The following is a 17,094-nucleotide window of genomic DNA, read 5'->3' on the forward strand; positions in this document are numbered from 1 at the left end:
CGTTAATTATTTGGAAAGAGAGTACCCTTCCTCTCCTACTCACTCAGTTCAGCTAGGGTGTCCAGATGTTGGTTATTAATGACGGCCATGATATAGGCATCTGCCTGCAAGAGGTCATTGGGTCCGAATTGAACATCCAGAGGAGCATTTTCGTAGGAACGAAAGCCAAGTACGTTGAGGTTGTATCGCCCACGCAAATCTAACTGACTGAGGCTTTTACCTACCCATGATTGGGGGATTTTCATCTCGACAATCGAAACATTCTTGTCCAGCTGAAAGACGTCTACGCTGTTATGAAAGAGGATGGTCTGTGCCAATGAGCGCCCCATTTCAAACTCTGGTGAGATGACTGCGTCTGCACCAATTTTTTCCAACACCTTTTTAGCTGTATGGCTTTTGACCTTGGCAATGACGGTCGGCACTCCTAGACTTTTGCAGTGCATAACCGCAAGAACACTGGACTCCAGATTTTCACCCGTTGCGACAACTACGGTATCACAGGTGTCAATCCCCGCTGATAGAAGGAGTTCTTCATCCGTGATATCTCCAACTACTCCACGCGCCAACACTGGTTCAAATTGATTAATGCGTTCCTCGTGGTCATCAATAGCAATGATATTCATGTCATGCTTGGCTAGGGCAGCCAAAACACTGCTCCCAAAAATTCCCAAGCCTAAAATTCCAATTGTCCGATCTGACATCGTTTTTCCTTTCTTATCCGATAGTGATATCTGCTTTCATATAGTGAATCGTATCTTTCTTGTCTGGCTGGTATTCCGCTACACTAACCAGTAGTGTCAAGGGACCAATACGGCCGATAAACATCAACAACATAACGATGCTGAGGGCTAACTTACCTAACTCCGGCGTTAAATTTGCCGTCACTCCAACTGTCGCAAGCGCTGAAATAGTCTCAAACATGAGGTAGATAAAGCGCGGATTTCCCTCTGCGGTTACCCCTAGCAGGATCAAGCCCAGCAAGAATGTTAGCAAGAAGATAATAAAGACACTGAAAGATTTTTGCACAGTTCGGGGTTCAATGGTCCTCCGAGCCACATTGGCATGAGGCAAGCCCAATAGTTCGCTACGAGCAAAGACCAACAAGACAAAGAAGGTCGTAATCTTGAGCCCCCCTGCTGTCCCTCCAGGCGCCCCTCCTAGAAACATCTGTAGGATATAGATGAACAAGGTCACCGGTCGAGCCTGGGTATAGTCAATGGAAGCAAAGCCTGCCGTTCTCATGCTGACGGTCTGGAAGAAACTAACCAGTAGTTTCTCTGGAGCGCTGAGATTTCCAATCGTTCCAGGATTGTTCCACTCGATGAACAAAGTCGATACGGTTCCAAAGAGCAGAATTCCCGCCGTTAAAAAGAGAACCAACTTGGTATGGAAACGCAGACGGCGTTTTTTCTTTTTCCCAATCTGGGTCGCTAGGTCAAACCAGACCATAAATCCTAGACCACCCGTGATAATCAATCCTGCAATCACTAGATTGATCAAGGGGTCCGTTTGAAAAGCTACCAAACTCGTACTTCCAAAATTATCAAATCCAGCATTACAGAAAGCTGAAACAGCCAAAAAGATAGAAGTTAACACCCCTCGTCCCCAGCCAAATTCAGGAATAAAGCGAAAACTCAGGAGAAAGGCACCGATCCCTTCCACTAAAAAAGTCGTCAGAAAGATCGAGCGGATGAAATCCTTTAGAGACTGGGTTTCTCCATAACTGAAACTTTCTTGAATGGTCTCCCGGCCACGAAGGCTGAGCTTTTGCTTGCCTTGGATATAAAAGATTCCGATAAAGGTCATAAGCCCCAAACCACCAATCTGGATCAAGAGCATACAGATTAACTGCCCCCAGATATTATAAGTAGAAGCCACTGGCAGGGTGAAGAGCCCTGTCACACAGACCATGGACACCGTTGTAAAGAGATGATCAAAGTAGGTCGCTTGTGACGTTGCTGCTTGCACAAAGGGAAGGCTTAAAAGGAGCGAGCCCAAGAAGATTACTAGGGCAAAACTTAAAAAGATGCGACGGGCTGGCGATAAACGAGCCAGATTCGTTTTGATTTTTTCCAAAAAAGATTTGAATAACATAGCTACATTCTACCATAAAAACAGTCAGAACACTCACATGTAGTGCACAATGGCAAGACAGAGTTCGAGTGCCTTGTCAAAAGCTTCAGAACCCCAGTCACGACTGTCGTAGTTGTCTAGATCCGCCAAGGAATCTGCGGTAAAGAGCAGTTCTCCCCAGACAACCCCACGTAGCTGAGCTACTGCCGCAAGAGCCGAACACTCCATCTCCACAACAGCACAGCCTTCTTCCTTACGATAAGCAACCTTTTCAGCCGTCTCTCGGTAAAAACCATCTGTCGTCCAGGTCATGACTTCCTCGTAAGGGATGCCTATTTGCTCCAAGATTTGCTCAATGGCAGAGACAGCCTCAATCTGCATCTCCATATAACGAGAAGGTGCTGCATAATGGTAGCTAGTTCCCTCATCTCGCAAAGCGCGAACAGGGACGAGAAAGGCATTCTCCTCTATATCGGCTAGAACTCCACAGGTTCCAGTGGAAATAATTTGCTCCACACCATAGCCAATCAACCAATCCATAAACTGGGCCGCTGGGGCAGAGCCTACGGGCGCCTGGGCTAGACAAATCTCCTCACCCTTGTAGTTGAGGACGTAGACTGGATAAGTCTTGGTGGCCGAAACGAACTCACCAACACAATCCGCCCCTACTTCCTGAGCATAACGGTCGATTTCCTCCTCCAAAAATGCATAGATGCACTTCTTTGGCAACTTTAAATCTAGTCCCTCATGTGTTGGCATAAGGACCGCCTGGGGATTGTCATCAAACTCTAAAATGGGAATTGCATGTTTCTGAATCATAACCCACCTCCTCTAATTTTGTACTATTGTATCAAAAGCTGACGGAGTGTCAAGGAGTTGTCTTTATCAATCCAGAAATCTCCTCTTCCATACACTTGAGAAATCGTTGCACCGCTGGAGAAGTCGGTTTCTGTTTTGGCAAAGTGATTGAGGAGTTATAAAAACATATCAAATCCAATAACAAAAAGACATGAATCTGAAATAAGCAGAACATGTCTTTTTTAGCTTGTTTGAAAGTCAAGTAAATAAACCTTAGTTCTTCTAGAACTCCCTTATTTCCACAAACCACCTAAAATCTGTTTTTCTAATAAGTCTAAGTCTTCCTCTTTTATTTCTCCATTATCGCTAACGATATAAAGCTGAGCGAAGTAAGCCAACAACGGGCCAACACAAATACGAACCATTTGAGGACTCGTTAACTCTGGATTTACACGTGGATCTGCCAGCAATTCCTTATGAAGTACTCGAAGTTTATCTTGAATAGCATTCCAGATAAAAATCTGTTCATTTTTTAGTTTTTTATTTGAAAAACTCTCCTGCAGAATGATTTTCATCAAAGCACGATTTTTTTTGAGATAGCTCATACGATCATGGACGAGATAACGAACCCTCTCTTCTGTCGTTTCAAAAGCTAAGAGTTCCTCAAAAAAACTACCGAAAATGCCTGGGACTACAGGATGTAAAATAGCCGTCAGTAGATCATCCTTCGTCTTAAAATACTTAAACAAAGTTGCCTGGCTTAGTCCAGCACGCTCAGCTATGTGAAGAGTTGAGGTCCCATGGTAACTCCTGGTTGATATGAGATCCACTGCTGCCTGCATGATTTTTTTCTTTCCTTGAGGGTAATTCGCTTCTTCTAAGTAATCTTCAAACGATTCAAAAACAGTCTTATCCATCTAATCTTCACACCTTTTTAGCATTATTTATGTTGATTTCTAAACTTTACGATAACGACGCAATCCAACAATATTAAGAATTGTTAAAATGATCAAGAAAACCATTAAAACACCAAGATTTGGCAAAATATCACCAAGATTGTGTCCGTAAAGAATAATCTGGCTTATTGCATCACCAGAATAGGTTAATGGCAAAAATTTCCCCACAGTTAGAGCCCACTCTCCCATGGATGACAATGGAATAATTCCTGAGAAAAAAAGTTGGGGCATAATCACGAGAGGAATAAATTGCATCATTTGGAATTCTGATTTTGCTAGAGTAGACAAGAGAATTCCAAAAGCTAGTGCTACAAGAGCCAGTACCACATTAACTATTATAACATTTAAAATACTTCCTACAACTTCTACATCTAGTAGCCAAATTGCTGCTAAAACGACAACTGCCGTTTGAAAAATCGCAATAATACCGTAAGACAACATATAGCCATAGACGATTTCAGATCGTTTCACTGGTGTTGCTAACAAACGTTCTAGTGTTCCACTGGTGCGCTCTTTCAAAAGCGCCATACCTGAAATCAAAAAGACAAAGAAGAAAACTACAAAACCTATCAAAACCGGAATCATACTGGTAAAGAAGCTTGTGTTTTCATCTCCATACTGGTAAGACTCCTTGATTTCTGGTGTTTTTGCGTCCGAGTCCAATTGTGGAAGAGCTTGTTTAACACGAGATAGTAACTGATCGGTGCCTTCACTGGCGATACTCGTTCGTAACACTTGTCGTATCATAGATGTTTTGGAGGCGTCTGTGTTTGCGTAGTCGACCTGGTACTCACCGTTTTTATAAGAAATCACAGCATCGACTTTTTCATTTGCTAGCGCTTCTTTGGCTTGATCTAAGTCTTGATAAGTCTCGACGTCCACATGATCGAGCTCATCCATTTTCGTTACCAAACCAGTTGGTAGATCCTGTGTTGCTAACTTGACATTCACGGTTGTACTAGCTGAAAACATGAGATTCATCAACCACATGATAAAAACAGGTGCTATAAACATCAGGGCTAGAGTTCGTTTGTCACGAAGTAATTCTTTGATGACTTTTTTTGCAATCGCTATTGTTCTCATTTTACTCACCTTCTGCTTTTAAAAATACTTCTTCAATACTTGAAGCTTGATAACTTTCTTTTAAGTGTTGCGGTGTATCAAAAGCAATGATTTTTCCGTCTAATAATAAGCCGACCTTATCCGTCAACTCTGCTTCATCCATAACATGGGTAGTAACTAATATCCCAACCCCATTGTCTCTAAGCGCGAATAATTCTTTCCAGATTTTCTTTCGAAGAGAAGGGTCGATTCCAACTGTCGGTTCGTCCAAAATCAAGAGTTGAGGATTTCCTAACAGCGCGATAGCAAGAGACAAACGCCGTTTCATTCCTCCAGAATAACCAGATACCGCCTTGTTTAAGTAGTCTGTCAGATCTACTACTTGAGCTATATGAGCAATTTCCGCCTTTAGGTCTTTTTTAGAAAGCCCCTTTAGCTGACCAAAAAATTCCAGATTTTCTTGGCCTGACAAGGACTCGTATAAAGCATCTGATTGGGCCATATAGCCAATATCTCCTAAAATATAGCGATTGGGCATTGTGTGATTTAACACTAAAGCAACCCCTCCGTCAGCTTTTTCCATCCCTAACATGGTCTTAATCATAGTTGATTTACCAGCACCAGACGGACCAATTAAGCCTATAATTTCTCCTGGCTGCAATTCAAAGCTGACATGATTCAGAACTATTTGATGGTCAAAAGATTTTACTAAATCTTGTAAATGTAGTAATGTTTTCATTTACTTCCTCCTCGGTGAGTTAATACTCACTTTTTAAATCACAGAAGCTATTATAGTGAGTAATCACTCACTTGTCAAGAGAAAGGGTTAAATTCTTTAAAAAATAAAACACCAGATTCGTATCTGATGTTTATAATGCATATGTCTTATTTCTAAAAATGTTTTTGAACTTCCTCTCTATACTCCGAAATGGTCTTTCCTGTCCACTTTTTAAAGGCCTATTCTTCCTCTACTTTTCTCGGCCAATCCTACCATCGTCATTGCTATCGCAACTCTAATGACCTTGGCAATGGAAATCCATTTCACGCATTTTTATATAACCCGAACCAAGAAATTCTCAAGTCCTGATTGGAAGTTATTTTAGCTACAATTCATCTCTCAAACACAAAAACTCTCCCTTCTCTTTCGAGAAAGGAGATTCTTTTTTATCCTTGTCCGCCAGGGGCTGGACCTCCGCCTTGAGGGCCTCCATTTGGTCCACCACCTACAGGCATAGAGTTGACGATTTCCGTTTGTTTTTTGCCGTTGAGATAGATATCTCCACCTGTGTAGGTCGCAGTTCCATCAAAGTCAAAACCTGTTTGACCAGTCATTTTAATGGTTCCGCCTGTGACCGTTATATTGCCGTTTGAGTCGATTGGGTCTGTGTCCCCTTGACCGACTTCTACTGTCAGGTTCCCACCGTTCATAGTGAAGAAGATTTCACTCTGTTGGGCGTTTTTATTAGCTGCGTTGACTCCATCATCTGTCGAATAGATACTAATGTCCCCACCGTTGATAGTGATCGACTTACCTTCAAGTCCTTCTGTCGAATTCTTGACGGTGTAGGTACCACTATCGATAACCAAATCACCTGATGCGTGGATGCCATCATCTCCTGCTGTGACGGTGATGTTGTTGTTGGATAGGTACATGGTTCCGACTGAAGTATCCTCGTCATTGTCCACCTTTACGCCATCTTCCTTGGCATCGATAGTCATGGTCGTACTAGTGATGTTGAGTTCATCATTGACATTAAAGGCATCGCCAACTGCTGTGATGTTATAGGTTCCACCCGTGATGTGGAGAGTGTCATTAGCCTTGATACCATTGTTCTTCTTGCCATCTACATTGAGAGTTCCTTTCCCGTTGATGGTCAAATCCACCTTAGAAAAGAGAGCTGCGTCAGCTTTTTCGTCGCTGTTAGAGCTTGAGTCAGAGAGACTGTTGGTGGTTCCCTCTGCTAGAGTCAAGTAGACATGACCAGCTGATGTCGCAGATATCGCTGCATTGGTATTGGTCATGGTCGCACCTTTTAGGACTAGATGAACATCTGCAGACTTATCTGCCTCGATCTTGATCTGCACTCCGTCAGACTGACCTGAAATTACATAGGTTCCAGATTTTGTGATTGTCACTGTTGATTCAGAGACTGTCACCCCATCTCCAGAGACGTTTGCAGATGAGCCAGATAACTCAATCTTAGAAGCTGTGCTTTCGTCATAAGAAGTATCATTGTCCTTCTCTGTAAAATAGGATGATTGGTTTGTCTTTGTTGCAGTTGTTGTGGCACTATTTGTCGTTGCCTTGGTATTGGATGTAGTTGTTGACTGGGCACATGCTGCCATCAGCACCATTGCCGTTAAACTCGTTGCGAGTAGGGTCCATTTTTTTGATTTCATGCCTTTTTCCTCTCCTTCGTATGATATAGCTAGACAGTCTACAGAAGATTCCTGAAACAAAACTAAAACTTTTCTGAAAGTTTCCTTAAATTCAGTTTCAATTAAGTTTCGCTTAATAAAACTTTTAGAAATGTCCTCTAGACTTGTTCCAAGCAAGTTTACCTTGTTTAATCTATGATTTATCTAAAGGAGAAATTGCTTATGAAACCCCTAGAAACAAGCTTTGAACGGATCGAAACCAAGTACCTGGTCTCTAAAACAGACTTACAGGATTTAATAGAAGATTTGAAAGACTACCTCGTCGAGGACGACTATCCGACTTCAACCATTTCTAATATCTACTTTGATACAGAAGATTTTCAGCTCATCCAAGACTCCTTGCAGGATCAGCATAAGAAAGAAAAAATTCGTATGCGGACCTATCTCGCACAGCCAAGCGCTGACAGCCCTGCCTTTCTAGAAATCAAGTCCAAAGACGAAGCTGGTGTCGGTCACAAGCACCGCGTCCTATCCCAGTCAGATACCATCACCCAGCTCATCACTAAGGGCTGGGGAGGAAACCTGATCAAAGATAGCTTTCTGGTAGCAGAGGTTCAAAAGCTACGTCAACGCTACAGCGAGGCTCTCAAACCGCGTATCTATATCTCTTATGACCGTTTTTCACTAAAAGAAAAAAAGAAAATACAAGGATTCCCCTACCAGAAAATTCGTGTCACTCTTGACCAAAATCTGACCTATCGTGATAAACAGGTCAGCCTATTCGCAGACAAGGAAGGCTTGCCTCTCTTAGATGAAGATCTGGTCATCATGGAAATCAAGGCGCCTGGTGACAAACCGCAATGGCTAGAGGATCTCCTTGATAAGTATGGTCTGGTAGAGCAAAAATTCTCAAAATACTCCTGCGCCTACCATAAATCACAAGGACTGGCCTATGCCCCACAACCTATCGGAGAAAGTGTAGGTAATGCTTATGTCTAATCTTTTTAACTCTATTTTCAACGACGCAACCGCCACTGCTGACCCCCTCCAACTCCTACTCGCCCTTGTCGTCAGTCTTTTTCTAGGACTAGCACTCAGCTGGGCCTACAAGCAACGGACTCTTTACACACGGGAATTTGTCATCAGTTTGACTCTTTTACCTTGTTTGATGACGCTGGTCATCTTCCTCGTCAATGGCAGTCTCGGAACGTCGATTGCAGTAGCAGGGACCTTTAGTCTCATTCGTTTCCGTTCTGCAACGAGTGGCTCTCGAGAGCTGATCGCTATCTTTCTAGCCATGATCATCGGTCTGGCGGCAGGGACAGGATACCTTCTCTTGGCCGTACTCTTCACAATCTTTATCCTAGGTATTTGGCTCCTTTTGGAAAAACAACAGAGCAAGAGCAATCACCAACGTCGTAGACTCTTGACCATCACACTTCCCAATAAAGAAGACCGCCTAGATACTATCCAGGTTGCGCTGGATCAATTTTGCACTGAGTCTGACCTCATCTCAGTAGATACCAGCAATGCTGGTGAATCCTTGCAAACCGTCTACGAAGTTGATCTCAATCCTCAAGTAGACGACTTTCAACTGACAAGCTACCTGACAAGCAAGATTTCTCAGTGCGATGTTTCCTTGACCAAGAAAGCCAAAAAGAAGAAAAATCTATAAGACTAAAGCTCATAAAAAGAACAGCCCAAGCTGTTCTTTTTAGTTTTCTTTTATTGGGATTTCCTTGATAACTCGCGCAGGATTGCCAGCTAGGACGACATTGTCTCCAAAGGACTTGGTGATCACGGCTCCTGCTCCAGCGACGACGTTATTGCCCAGTGTCACTCCAGGAAGGACAATGACGCCACCTCCAGCCCAGAAATTATCTCCAATGGTGATGGGCTTTCCATATTCGACCCCTGAATTGCGTTCATCCGGATCCAGTGGATGGAGTGGGGTTAAAAACTGACAGTTGGGGCCAAGCATGGCGTTGTTCCCGATGCGAATCGGACAAACATCCAGCATGGTCAAGTTCCAATTAGAATAAAAATTTTCCCCTAGATGGATATTGACACCGTAGTCCACCACCAAGCGTGGATTGATATAAAGATTTTGCCCAGTTGAGCCAAACCAAGTCTTGATGATTTCGGATCCCTTCAAGGGATCTTCTTCCTTGTTAAAGGCAGCTTGTTTTTGGCGAGAAGCCTGCGCCAAGGTCCGTAATTCAGGATCCGACGGACGGTAAGGCTCCCCTGCTATCATTTTCTGGTATTCGCTAGCCATCTTATCACCTCACACTTACTTTGGCCCCATCATATCAAAAAGCCTTTGAAAGGTCAAGAATAGCCTACTTTCTAGACTCTCGAAACCATTCCCCTCCCAAGTTAAAACAACTTGCTTGACAAAAGCTTGACTTCATGGTTTAATATACCCCATAAGGGTATGCTAGGAGGTGCCAATGTTTCACTTATTATTTACAAAAATTGACAGTATTTCTACCAGCGAGTTAGAAGCTAAACTCAGAGAACCGATTCAACTACTGGATGTTCGGACGCCTATGGAATTCCGTAGAGGTCATATTAAAAATGCCAAGAATGTCCCTCTAACTGAAATTGGTTCCTACACACCAGCGACAAAAGAAACACTTTATGTCATTTGTCATTCTGGTGTGCGAAGCAAACTAGCTGCGAAAAAGCTTAAGAAAAAAGGCTATGATGTTATCAATGTCCGAGGCGGTATGAGCGCTTGGACAGGTAAGGTCATCTAGAAGCATAAAATGGGCTAGGCAGCCTTGAACCTTATCGAAGGCCTGAGCGACCATATCCAAGGTGTCCGCTCGAAGACGATCTGACTAAGGGCCAAAATCCCTAGATGTACGGATAAGTAGCGAATTTCAGGGGGGCGACCCAAGATCGATATCATCCATATCCCCTAAATGAACTAGGGGAGAGCTTGGATGAACCAGACAAGAACCAAACCTACATCCTTAGCTGCCACAGCGTTTTGCGCAACTATATCACAGAGCGTAGCCTCCAGTGGTAGGAATTTCCGTCCAAAACCTTGACGACGCTTATTCACTATATAAAATGACTAATCCAGAAGGAGTCGAATATGGAAACTAATATCAGCATGGCTGATTTTTATGAAAAATACCTAAATGAAAATCTAAACCTTATCGATGTACGTGAGGGACATGAATTCCAAGCAGGACATGCACCAGGTGCCAAAAATCTGCCTTTAAGTACCTTGGAGCAAGGTTACAAAGAACTCAAACCTGACCAGGAATATCATGTCATCTGTCAAGGTGGAGTCCGTTCCGCATCTGCTTGTGAATTTCTAAGCGCCCAAGGCATCACCGTTATCAATGTAGAAGGTGGTATGAATGCTTGGCCCTGTCAAGTAAAATAAGCAAAAAACCGATTAAGGAACTTAATCGGTTTTTTTCATTTCTGCAACCCACTAATATAGGGCTCGTAGCCCGTCACTTCTAAAAACGAAGCACATTGACGGTATCTAAAAAGAGGTTGCTCATTGGTATTGGAGGAACTCACCCGTTTGGCCAACATGATTTCTTTATCAAAATAGACTTAAATACCTTTGTCTGCATTGTTTATCAATAGCAAATTAGTTTATTTCCGTTTAATCAGGTATCGGATGGCCTTTTCTAGGCGTTCCTTTTGAGCCTCAGGGTCGTCTAATGGTTGGTTGATACAGCCTGTGAGATTTTCAGTAATGATCATCTCAATCACGCGCTCAACGCTAGATTTCACTGCTGTCAACTGCGTAACAATATCTGCACAGTCACGATCTTCTTCAATCATCTTTTGAATCCCACGCAACTGGCCCTCTGAACGCTTCAGGCGTGTGATATACTTTGAGTTTGTCATTGATTTATCCTTGGTCACTTTTTCTTCATTATATCTCGAATAAGGGGCTTTGTCAAAATTCACTTCCTGTCTGTATTTGTGGGAGGCAACCTTTTCTCTGTATCAGACAAAAAAGATAGGTGAGCATGGAAATGGAAAAGAAACTCTGTCCTCCTTGAAGCTCGATGGGAAGTCACGTTTCCTTTCAACCAACTGACCTTTATGCGTATATCTTGGACAAATTGGACAAAAAGGCTAGGATCACTATCCCATAGACTATAACTAGAGCCAGCCCAAATCCGATACCAAACCACTTGTAAAACTTGTCCATTCCGCTGTAACGTTCGACATAGGCCCTGGTCGGCTTGTCTGGATCATACCAGACTGTCAGCTCCGAATGAAGGGGGAAATGGGTCTGCATCAAGCGTTTGAAGGAAACAAAGGAGTTGCTGTAGCGAGTGATCGAAGGTGCCAGCATATCTTCTCTTGTATAGTCCTTTAAAAATTTAGTAGTCCCCCACGGAATTGTGACCGTTTTGAACATAAAATACTGCAAAGTTTTCTTATAAGAAATCCCATCCACCGTGTATTCGACGATAGGTGGATACCCCTCACGAAAACGGCTATAGCCGATAACCGTTCCCTGTACGGATGACTTGGCAAGGCGGACCAACTTCTGATCCCGAAGATAGAGGAAAAGAAAGGTCCCACACACAAATACAAAAGATAGGAAGGTGACGATTGTCCCAACTATCAAACCAATCACTTCTTTATTCATATGAATTCCTCCTGTTATTCTATAGAGTAAAATCCCAAAGAACTCACTCGTCCAGAATCGGTATCGAATCCCTCAAGTTTACTCTTCGGATTTTTCTTTTGACTGTTTTTCTCTCAAATCTCTCACAGATTTTGATATGATATCTCTCACCTGTTCGTCAGTAAGTCCTGGAATCTGGTAATATGAATTATTGGACTCGCTTTTTGACGGCTTTGTTCCTGAACTTTCGGTTTTAGAACTTTGTTCAGTCGAAGACGAGGATTTCGACTCTGAGGAACTAGATTCTTTGGTCTTAGAGGGACTCGACGACTCAGAAGACTTGGACGTTTCAGGCGTGTTAAAATCAAGTTTAGGTGGATTGTTTACTTGGACGTTCGGCTGTTTCACAGGTTTATAGAATAGCCCAAAAGACAACAGCAAGGCCGTCAAGATCCCAATACCAGCCAAGGTTCTTTTATTGGCTTCAGCCGAGGGAACCTTTACTCCCTTCGTACTGAGTATTTTCCATTCTGGATGCTCTTTTTCTATAGCTTTTTTCTGTCTCCTAAGAGGACCAAGTAGAAAATGATTAAAAGGCACAATCGTTACCATAGCCACCGTTACAAGCGGGACATAATTGGAATGACTTGATACCAGTAGAACATCGAGTATAGCGAGAAGAATGAAGAGGAAACGCCCCACAAACTTACGAACTTGATGCTCTTTTTTGATCTGCAAATATCTCTCTTGTGACATTATCATCCTCTCTTTTCTATTTCTTCATTAAATATCACTTTCCCCTGTTCATATTTTCGCACAGCTAAGAACCAGCGGATAGGGTTGTTTTGGAATAAGAAAAGGTACAACAAGGCAGGAAAGAGACCTGCTAAAGGCGAGAAAAAGATTTGTATATCAAATGCCTCTTGCTTATTGAATGAGTCAATAGTACCCGGAATTGCAGCAGCAAATATTACTATAGTAGTCATAAAAACTAGTAGCATGACAATCATAAAAGCCAACATTTTCGCAAACGTCGCTTTTTTCTCACTAAAATTTTCCCAGAACAAATTTGAATAAACTGCTTCTTTAAACTCTTTCTTTGTTGCTCCTTGGACTCGTTTCACTCCTTTATATAAGGCGACTTCCATCATCCATATAAATCCAAATAGGATAAAGGAAAGACAAAGAATAAAAATAGGAACCATCCCACTATTATAACGAAGGCCTGAGAAAATTGGTATTGCAACAAATCCTCCGAGTAAACCTAACAAAGAGAATATAGCAATTAAAGGAGCAATCCCCCTATTCGATCTCCTAGCCCCTTCTGTATTTAACAAGGCACTCTTATCTGCTACAAGAGCCTCTTTTGTTCGCGTATTATAGTAAACGGCCTTATCACCGCTCTGTCCAATAAAAATTATTTTTCTCATATAAAATCACCACAGTTTTCACTAATCACTATAATCAGAAACTTCAATTTTATCATAGGTTGTTGATAAAACATCACCATCACCAACCACTGGTAATGGTAATAGCGTTTCTCTCGTGTTTCTAGTTCTTCTCTTCCCTAAATAATACTTTCCCCTGCTTGTATTTTCGTACGGCTAACAGCCAGCGGATAGGGTTGTTTTGGAACAAGAGCAGTACGACACTAATTGGGACGATCGTTGCTCCGATTGGCACCATGAACATCGACGGCTCAAACCATTCATGTTCATAGTAGGGAATGAAGGTCCCAGGTATGGCAAAGAACACAACAATAACAAAAACAAATAGAAGAACGAGGATAACAAATAGATACAAGATGATTTTATCGACTGTTGGTTCCTTATCTGGAGACTTCCTCCAAAAAGTACTACTTTCAACAGCATCTTTAAACTGCTCTTCACTTGCTGGGACAAGCGACTTAGCCCCACTGTAGAAGAGTTTTTCAAATCCATAAACACTTCCGATAAAAACAAAAAGGATAGCGACTAGATGGATTGGAACCATCCACTCACTCAATCTAAAAGGCGCTATCAAGGAACGAATCCAAATACTGATGACAGCAACTAGCAAGAAAGCAAAGAAGACAACCCAAGGCCACTTGGATTTCTTTGAACTGATAGCACCGTCGGTTTCTGACGAGGCGCTAGATTCTGTCGCTAAAGCCTCTCTCGTCCTTGTATTATAGTAGACGGATTGCTGGTTTCCTTGACCTATATAAATGATTTTTCTCATCTTACATTTCTCCCTCTTTTTCTCGGCTATCGTCCTGTAATGTCTCCATCAGCTCCTTGAACAGTCGTTTGCGCGTTTTCATCCGAAAATCATAGACCATATATGTAAGAATACTAATCCCTAACATGTACATAAGTAAAAATTGAAAATCAGAAACAGCCAGATAACGATAGGCTGAAAAAATCGTTATTAAAACAAAAATGTAGCCAACTACTGTCAACGCCCTAGATTTTCTCCTAAGTGTTTTGATATTGGCTTTTGTTAGTCGAACTTTTCTAAATCTATCTGTCTTCATGTTGCGTCGGGTAGATTTGGCAAGGAGAATGGTCCCAAAAGCTAAAAACAGAGACATCAGGATAAAGAAGATCAGATTGAAAGGTGAGGAGACATCTCCAAAGGTTTGGTTGAGCAACTTTGACAGTCGTTGCAAGGAATAGATTGCAATAGGGGCTGCAATGGCTGAATAATTCATACCTTGTTTTACACCGTAGAATACTTGATTCTTCAGATCATAATAGATAAAAGAGTCCTCCAGAGGGCCCATACTGATTAAATTTTTTACACTTGTGTCCATCTATTTCCCGTCTCCTAAACTCAATACGGATACTCAAACAGAATCCTACTTTCTCTTAAAAGCATCGTGACAACGATTGCCAGCAGTCTAGCCGATTTTCGGCATTTGCCGTCTAGAGAAAGAAAAGTTTATTAGTATTATAGCATGAACCCCCAGAAAAGGGAAAATATCCCCGGCAGATACCTTTGTTAGAGCCAAGAAAGACTTCGTCATTCCATAAAAAAGCGAACAAGTCCGCATTCTAAAAACAGAATGCGAACTTATCCGCCTTTTTCTATGTCTCTAAAGTAAATGATGTGTTTTCCTCGTCTCATCGTGCCAAGCGAATGCGGGTCACAATCCCATCTGGGTCTACAAGATCCAGTTCACTCGAATTTAGCCACTTAATCGGAGCTTCTAGCTCTTGTGCTTGCTTAACGATGTCCAAGAGTTCTTCCTTGCTTTCGACCTCAAGGACATAGTAGGCCAAGCCTGGCAAGCCTTGCTCACGCGGAGCCAACCCTTTTCCAGCCCATTCGTTGACAGCCAGGTGGTGATGGTACTGACCAGCCGCTATCCAACTAGCACTAGGAATGCTAAATTTATCTTCTAGTCCTAACACCTTTTGATAAAACTGGCTCGCCGCACGACTATCCTTTACCGATAGATGGATATGCCCCATTCTCATCCCTTCAGCTAGGATAAAGGGATCTACCTTTTCCCCTAATTCATAGATGTCCTGTGCCGCAAGAGCCTCGGTCACACCGATAATGTGGCCGTCTTCTCGAATATCCCATGAAGACACTGGCTTATCACGGTAGAGTTCAATGCCATTTCCTTCCAAATCCTCTAGATAAAGGGCTTCACTGTATCCATGATCTGCACCCCCGACCAGAGGAATCCGCAAATCACTTAGGTGTTTCAAGACATCTGCCAAGGCTTTTCGTGTCGGCAACAAAATCGCCAGATGGTAGAGCCCATAATGCTCCCTTACTTCGCCAGCCTTTTCTGCCTGAATCAAGTGAACCAAGGCTTTTCGACCAAGTCCCAAAATCGCTTCTGTCTCTGTTTGGGATAAAATCTCCAAGCCAATAATCTGGTGATAAAAAGCCGTTTGACTCGTCAAGTCCTTGACATTTAAAACCGCCTCTGCTAGGTAAATGTGGCTTTGGTATGCATAAGTCATCGGGTGTCTCCTTTTGTTTGTTGTAATTTTATGTATTACATCAATTATACACTATTGAGATAAAATGTCAACGAAGACAACTCAAAAGAGCTGGAAACCAGCTCTTCTTTTTATTTAACAACAAGCTCATAACGAGTTTTGCTGGTGAAAGTTTCCCCTGCTTTGAGAATGACTTGGTCTTTGAGGTCACTGTGAATGGCATCTGGTAAAGCTTGCGCTTCAAGGGCAATCCCATTGTGTTGCACCATTGGCTGGCCTCCGATGAGCACACTCTCATCCACAAAGTTTGCTGTGTAGACCACAAAGCAAGGGGCCTCTGTCTTGAACAGCAGGAAACGACCTGAGTTTTGGTCATAAAGGAAACCAGCATTGTCATGACCCGCAGGAAGAGCAAATGGGTGATCCAAACCAGATACCAACTGGATTTGCTCATCTTCCTCTGCAAAGATGTCCTTCAACAAAGCTCCATTGTAGATGTGTTTAACCACATCACGATTAGCATCTGGAGTCTTATCTGGAACACCGTCCGGAGCGATTGGGTAAATGCCCTCCGTATTTAGTTGGAAAACATGGCGGTCAACTGTCTGCGTGAAATCACCAGACAAGTTGAAGTAGCTGTGATTAGTTGGATTGACAAGCGTATCCTGATCTGTCGTCACCTTATAGCTGACTTCGTAGGCGCCAGTTTCTTCCAAGTGATAGCTGATCCAGATCTTGAGATTACCAGGGAATCCTCCTGTCCCGTCTGTACGCTCTGTGTAGAGGGTTAAGCCATGGTCGCTCACTTCTACCAATTCAAACAAGCTCGCATCCCAACCTGTTGAACCACTGTGGTTACAGTTGCTAGCATTGTTGACTTCAAGATTATAGGTCTGACCATTGAGCTCAAATGTCGCACCTGCAATACGGCCCGCTACAGGACCTACACTTGCTCCATGCTTGGGACTATTGCCTACGTAGCTAGCAAAATCATCAAAACCCAAGATAACATTGGCAAAATTTCCAGCCTTGTCAGGCGTGACATAGCGCAAGATGGTCGCACCATAGGTCATGATTTCTAGTTGGTAGCCACTGTCAGTCTCAAAGCGATAGGCCAAGACATCCTTGCCCTCATGATTTCCAAATACACGTTCTGTGTATGCTTTCATTCTTCTCTCCTTTGATCCATTTCTCTTAAGTAAACAAACCATAGAGAGTGTCTCACCATCTATGGTTGTAGTTTCTATTTTCAGAATCCTTTGTCAGAAAA

20 protein-coding genes and 2 pseudogenes are annotated in these 17,094 nt (G+C 42.6%); 6 read left to right on the forward strand and 16 right to left on the reverse strand.

Features of this window, described 5'->3' with window-relative positions; all coding sequences use genetic code 11:
- Positions 1-35: 35 nt before the first annotated feature.
- The 6 genes from TZ92_RS02850 to TZ92_RS02875 form a co-directional block, all read right to left on the reverse strand.
- Positions 36-701, reverse strand: a complete 666-nt coding sequence (locus TZ92_RS02850) for a potassium channel family protein (protein ID WP_001283884.1) — start codon at positions 699-701, stop codon at positions 36-38.
- 13 nt (positions 702-714) lie between these two features.
- The gene (locus tag TZ92_RS02855) at positions 715-2,094 is read right to left on the reverse strand and encodes a TrkH family potassium uptake protein (protein ID WP_033629182.1); all 1,380 of its coding nucleotides are present in this window, start codon (positions 2,092-2,094) and stop codon (positions 715-717) included.
- A 33-nt stretch (positions 2,095-2,127) separates the two neighbouring features.
- Positions 2,128-2,892, reverse strand: a complete 765-nt coding sequence (locus tag TZ92_RS02860; RefSeq protein ID WP_033629181.1) for a nucleoside phosphorylase — start codon at positions 2,890-2,892, stop codon at positions 2,128-2,130.
- 272 nt (positions 2,893-3,164) lie between these two features.
- Positions 3,165-3,788 carry a TetR/AcrR family transcriptional regulator gene (locus TZ92_RS02865; protein ID WP_033629180.1) on the reverse strand — a complete coding sequence of 208 codons (624 nt, stop codon included), beginning with the start codon at positions 3,786-3,788 and terminating at the stop codon, positions 3,165-3,167.
- Between the two features lie 39 nt (positions 3,789-3,827).
- A complete protein-coding gene (locus tag TZ92_RS02870) occupies positions 3,828-4,910 on the reverse strand; it encodes an ABC transporter permease (protein WP_033629178.1) in 1,083 nt (360 codons plus the stop codon).
- Between the two features lies 1 nt (position 4,911).
- Entirely contained in the window at positions 4,912-5,628 is a 717-nt protein-coding gene (locus tag TZ92_RS02875) for an ABC transporter ATP-binding protein (RefSeq protein WP_033629177.1), read from the reverse strand.
- A 229-nt stretch (positions 5,629-5,857) separates the two neighbouring features.
- Between TZ92_RS02875 and TZ92_RS10355 the strand changes: the two are divergent.
- Positions 5,858-5,992 (forward strand): annotated as a pseudogene (locus TZ92_RS10355) (low temperature requirement protein A); the annotation flags it as partial.
- Positions 5,993-6,053: 61 nt separating this feature from the next.
- Here the strand turns inward: TZ92_RS10355 and TZ92_RS02880 are convergent.
- Entirely contained in the window at positions 6,054-7,289 is a 1,236-nt protein-coding gene (locus TZ92_RS02880) for a carbohydrate-binding domain-containing protein (RefSeq protein WP_033629176.1), read from the reverse strand.
- 201 nt (positions 7,290-7,490) lie between these two features.
- Between TZ92_RS02880 and TZ92_RS02885 the strand changes: the two genes are divergently transcribed.
- Together TZ92_RS02885 and TZ92_RS02890 are read left to right on the forward strand one after the other, a co-directional pair.
- A complete protein-coding gene (locus TZ92_RS02885; protein ID WP_198921226.1) occupies positions 7,491-8,267 on the forward strand; it encodes a polyphosphate polymerase domain-containing protein in 777 nt (258 codons plus the stop codon).
- Positions 8,260-8,943 (forward strand): DUF4956 domain-containing protein, encoded by a 684-nt coding sequence (locus tag TZ92_RS02890; protein WP_033629225.1) that lies wholly within the window; start codon positions 8,260-8,262, stop codon positions 8,941-8,943. The genes TZ92_RS02885 and TZ92_RS02890 overlap by 8 nt, the downstream gene beginning before the upstream one ends.
- A gap of 39 nt (positions 8,944-8,982) precedes the next feature.
- Here the strand turns inward: TZ92_RS02890 and TZ92_RS02895 are convergent, their stop codons facing one another.
- Positions 8,983-9,546 (reverse strand): sugar O-acetyltransferase, encoded by a 564-nt coding sequence (locus TZ92_RS02895; protein ID WP_033629175.1) that lies wholly within the window; start codon positions 9,544-9,546, stop codon positions 8,983-8,985.
- Between the two features lie 175 nt (positions 9,547-9,721).
- On the opposite strand from TZ92_RS02895, the gene TZ92_RS02900 reads away from it, so the two are divergent.
- The 3 genes and pseudogenes from TZ92_RS02900 to TZ92_RS02905 all read left to right on the forward strand — a co-directional run bounded on the left by TZ92_RS02900 (position 9,722) and on the right by TZ92_RS02905 (position 10,671).
- Positions 9,722-10,030 carry a rhodanese-like domain-containing protein gene (locus TZ92_RS02900; protein WP_000468871.1) on the forward strand — a complete coding sequence of 103 codons (309 nt, stop codon included), beginning with the start codon at positions 9,722-9,724 and terminating at the stop codon, positions 10,028-10,030.
- A gap of 18 nt (positions 10,031-10,048) precedes the next feature.
- Positions 10,049-10,385: pseudogene (locus tag TZ92_RS10360) on the forward strand (rhodanese-like domain-containing protein); the annotation flags it as partial.
- Positions 10,375-10,671 carry a rhodanese-like domain-containing protein gene (locus TZ92_RS02905; RefSeq protein WP_033629174.1) on the forward strand — a complete coding sequence of 99 codons (297 nt, stop codon included), beginning with the start codon at positions 10,375-10,377 and terminating at the stop codon, positions 10,669-10,671. The pseudogene TZ92_RS10360 and the gene TZ92_RS02905, both read left to right, overlap by 11 nt.
- Before the next feature lie 221 nt (positions 10,672-10,892).
- On the opposite strand, the gene TZ92_RS02910 is transcribed toward TZ92_RS02905, so the two are convergent.
- From TZ92_RS02910 to TZ92_RS02945, 8 genes are all read right to left on the reverse strand, one after another.
- Positions 10,893-11,150 (reverse strand): metal-sensitive transcriptional regulator, encoded by a 258-nt coding sequence (locus TZ92_RS02910; protein WP_000185160.1) that lies wholly within the window; start codon positions 11,148-11,150, stop codon positions 10,893-10,895.
- A 199-nt stretch (positions 11,151-11,349) separates the two neighbouring features.
- On the reverse strand, positions 11,350-11,907 hold the full coding sequence (locus TZ92_RS02915) for a DUF3592 domain-containing protein (RefSeq protein ID WP_033629173.1): 558 nt from the start codon (positions 11,905-11,907) through the stop codon (positions 11,350-11,352).
- A gap of 78 nt (positions 11,908-11,985) precedes the next feature.
- A complete protein-coding gene (locus TZ92_RS02920; protein ID WP_033629171.1) occupies positions 11,986-12,642 on the reverse strand; it encodes a hypothetical protein in 657 nt (218 codons plus the stop codon).
- Positions 12,643-12,644: 2 nt separating this feature from the next.
- A complete protein-coding gene (locus TZ92_RS02925; RefSeq protein ID WP_001226099.1) occupies positions 12,645-13,316 on the reverse strand; it encodes a hypothetical protein in 672 nt (223 codons plus the stop codon).
- Positions 13,317-13,437: 121 nt separating this feature from the next.
- Positions 13,438-14,106 carry a hypothetical protein gene (locus tag TZ92_RS02930; protein ID WP_033629170.1) on the reverse strand — a complete coding sequence of 223 codons (669 nt, stop codon included), beginning with the start codon at positions 14,104-14,106 and terminating at the stop codon, positions 13,438-13,440.
- 1 nt (position 14,107) lies between these two features.
- Positions 14,108-14,680: a UbiA prenyltransferase family protein gene (locus TZ92_RS02935; protein ID WP_033629169.1), complete on the reverse strand. Its 573-nt coding sequence runs from the start codon at positions 14,678-14,680 to the stop codon at positions 14,108-14,110.
- Positions 14,681-14,990: 310 nt separating this feature from the next.
- Positions 14,991-15,845 (reverse strand): VOC family protein, encoded by an 855-nt coding sequence (locus tag TZ92_RS02940; protein ID WP_033629168.1) that lies wholly within the window; start codon positions 15,843-15,845, stop codon positions 14,991-14,993.
- 110 nt (positions 15,846-15,955) lie between these two features.
- Positions 15,956-16,993, reverse strand: a complete 1,038-nt coding sequence (locus TZ92_RS02945; protein WP_033629166.1) for an aldose epimerase family protein — start codon at positions 16,991-16,993, stop codon at positions 15,956-15,958.
- Positions 16,994-17,094 lie beyond the last annotated feature (101 nt).

The organism is Streptococcus oralis subsp. oralis (genome assembly GCF_000960035.1).
GTDB classification, from domain to species: Bacteria; Bacillota; Bacilli; order Lactobacillales; family Streptococcaceae; genus Streptococcus; species Streptococcus oralis_G.

Bases quoted from the DNA above. Each gene is read 5' to 3' on its own strand.
- TZ92_RS02850 (WP_001283884.1), bottom strand. From the start codon at position 701: ATGTCAGATCGGACAATTGGAATTTTAGGCTTGGGAATTTTTGGGAGC.
- TZ92_RS02855 (WP_033629182.1), bottom strand. From the start codon at position 2,094: ATGTTATTCAAATCTTTTTTGGAAAAAATCAAAACGAATCTGGCTCGT.
- TZ92_RS02860 (WP_033629181.1), bottom strand. From the start codon at position 2,892: ATGATTCAGAAACATGCAATTCCCATTTTAGAGTTTGATGACAATCCC.
- TZ92_RS02865 (WP_033629180.1), bottom strand. From the start codon at position 3,788: ATGGATAAGACTGTTTTTGAATCGTTTGAAGATTACTTAGAAGAAGCG.
- TZ92_RS02870 (WP_033629178.1), bottom strand. From the start codon at position 4,910: ATGAGAACAATAGCGATTGCAAAAAAAGTCATCAAAGAATTACTTCGT.
- TZ92_RS02875 (WP_033629177.1), bottom strand. From the start codon at position 5,628: ATGAAAACATTACTACATTTACAAGATTTAGTAAAATCTTTTGACCAT.
- TZ92_RS02880 (WP_033629176.1), bottom strand. From the start codon at position 7,289: ATGAAATCAAAAAAATGGACCCTACTCGCAACGAGTTTAACGGCAATG.
- TZ92_RS02885 (WP_198921226.1), top strand. From the start codon at position 7,491: ATGAAACCCCTAGAAACAAGCTTTGAACGGATCGAAACCAAGTACCTG.
- TZ92_RS02890 (WP_033629225.1), top strand. From the start codon at position 8,260: ATGTCTAATCTTTTTAACTCTATTTTCAACGACGCAACCGCCACTGCT.
- TZ92_RS02895 (WP_033629175.1), bottom strand. From the start codon at position 9,546: ATGGCTAGCGAATACCAGAAAATGATAGCAGGGGAGCCTTACCGTCCG.
- TZ92_RS02900 (WP_000468871.1), top strand. From the start codon at position 9,722: ATGTTTCACTTATTATTTACAAAAATTGACAGTATTTCTACCAGCGAG.
- TZ92_RS02905 (WP_033629174.1), top strand. From the start codon at position 10,375: ATGGAAACTAATATCAGCATGGCTGATTTTTATGAAAAATACCTAAAT.
- TZ92_RS02910 (WP_000185160.1), bottom strand. From the start codon at position 11,150: ATGACAAACTCAAAGTATATCACACGCCTGAAGCGTTCAGAGGGCCAG.
- TZ92_RS02915 (WP_033629173.1), bottom strand. From the start codon at position 11,907: ATGAATAAAGAAGTGATTGGTTTGATAGTTGGGACAATCGTCACCTTC.
- TZ92_RS02920 (WP_033629171.1), bottom strand. From the start codon at position 12,642: ATGTCACAAGAGAGATATTTGCAGATCAAAAAAGAGCATCAAGTTCGT.
- TZ92_RS02925 (WP_001226099.1), bottom strand. From the start codon at position 13,316: ATGAGAAAAATAATTTTTATTGGACAGAGCGGTGATAAGGCCGTTTAC.
- TZ92_RS02930 (WP_033629170.1), bottom strand. From the start codon at position 14,106: ATGAGAAAAATCATTTATATAGGTCAAGGAAACCAGCAATCCGTCTAC.
- TZ92_RS02935 (WP_033629169.1), bottom strand. From the start codon at position 14,680: ATGGACACAAGTGTAAAAAATTTAATCAGTATGGGCCCTCTGGAGGAC.
- TZ92_RS02940 (WP_033629168.1), bottom strand. From the start codon at position 15,845: ATGACTTATGCATACCAAAGCCACATTTACCTAGCAGAGGCGGTTTTA.
- TZ92_RS02945 (WP_033629166.1), bottom strand. From the start codon at position 16,993: ATGAAAGCATACACAGAACGTGTATTTGGAAATCATGAGGGCAAGGAT.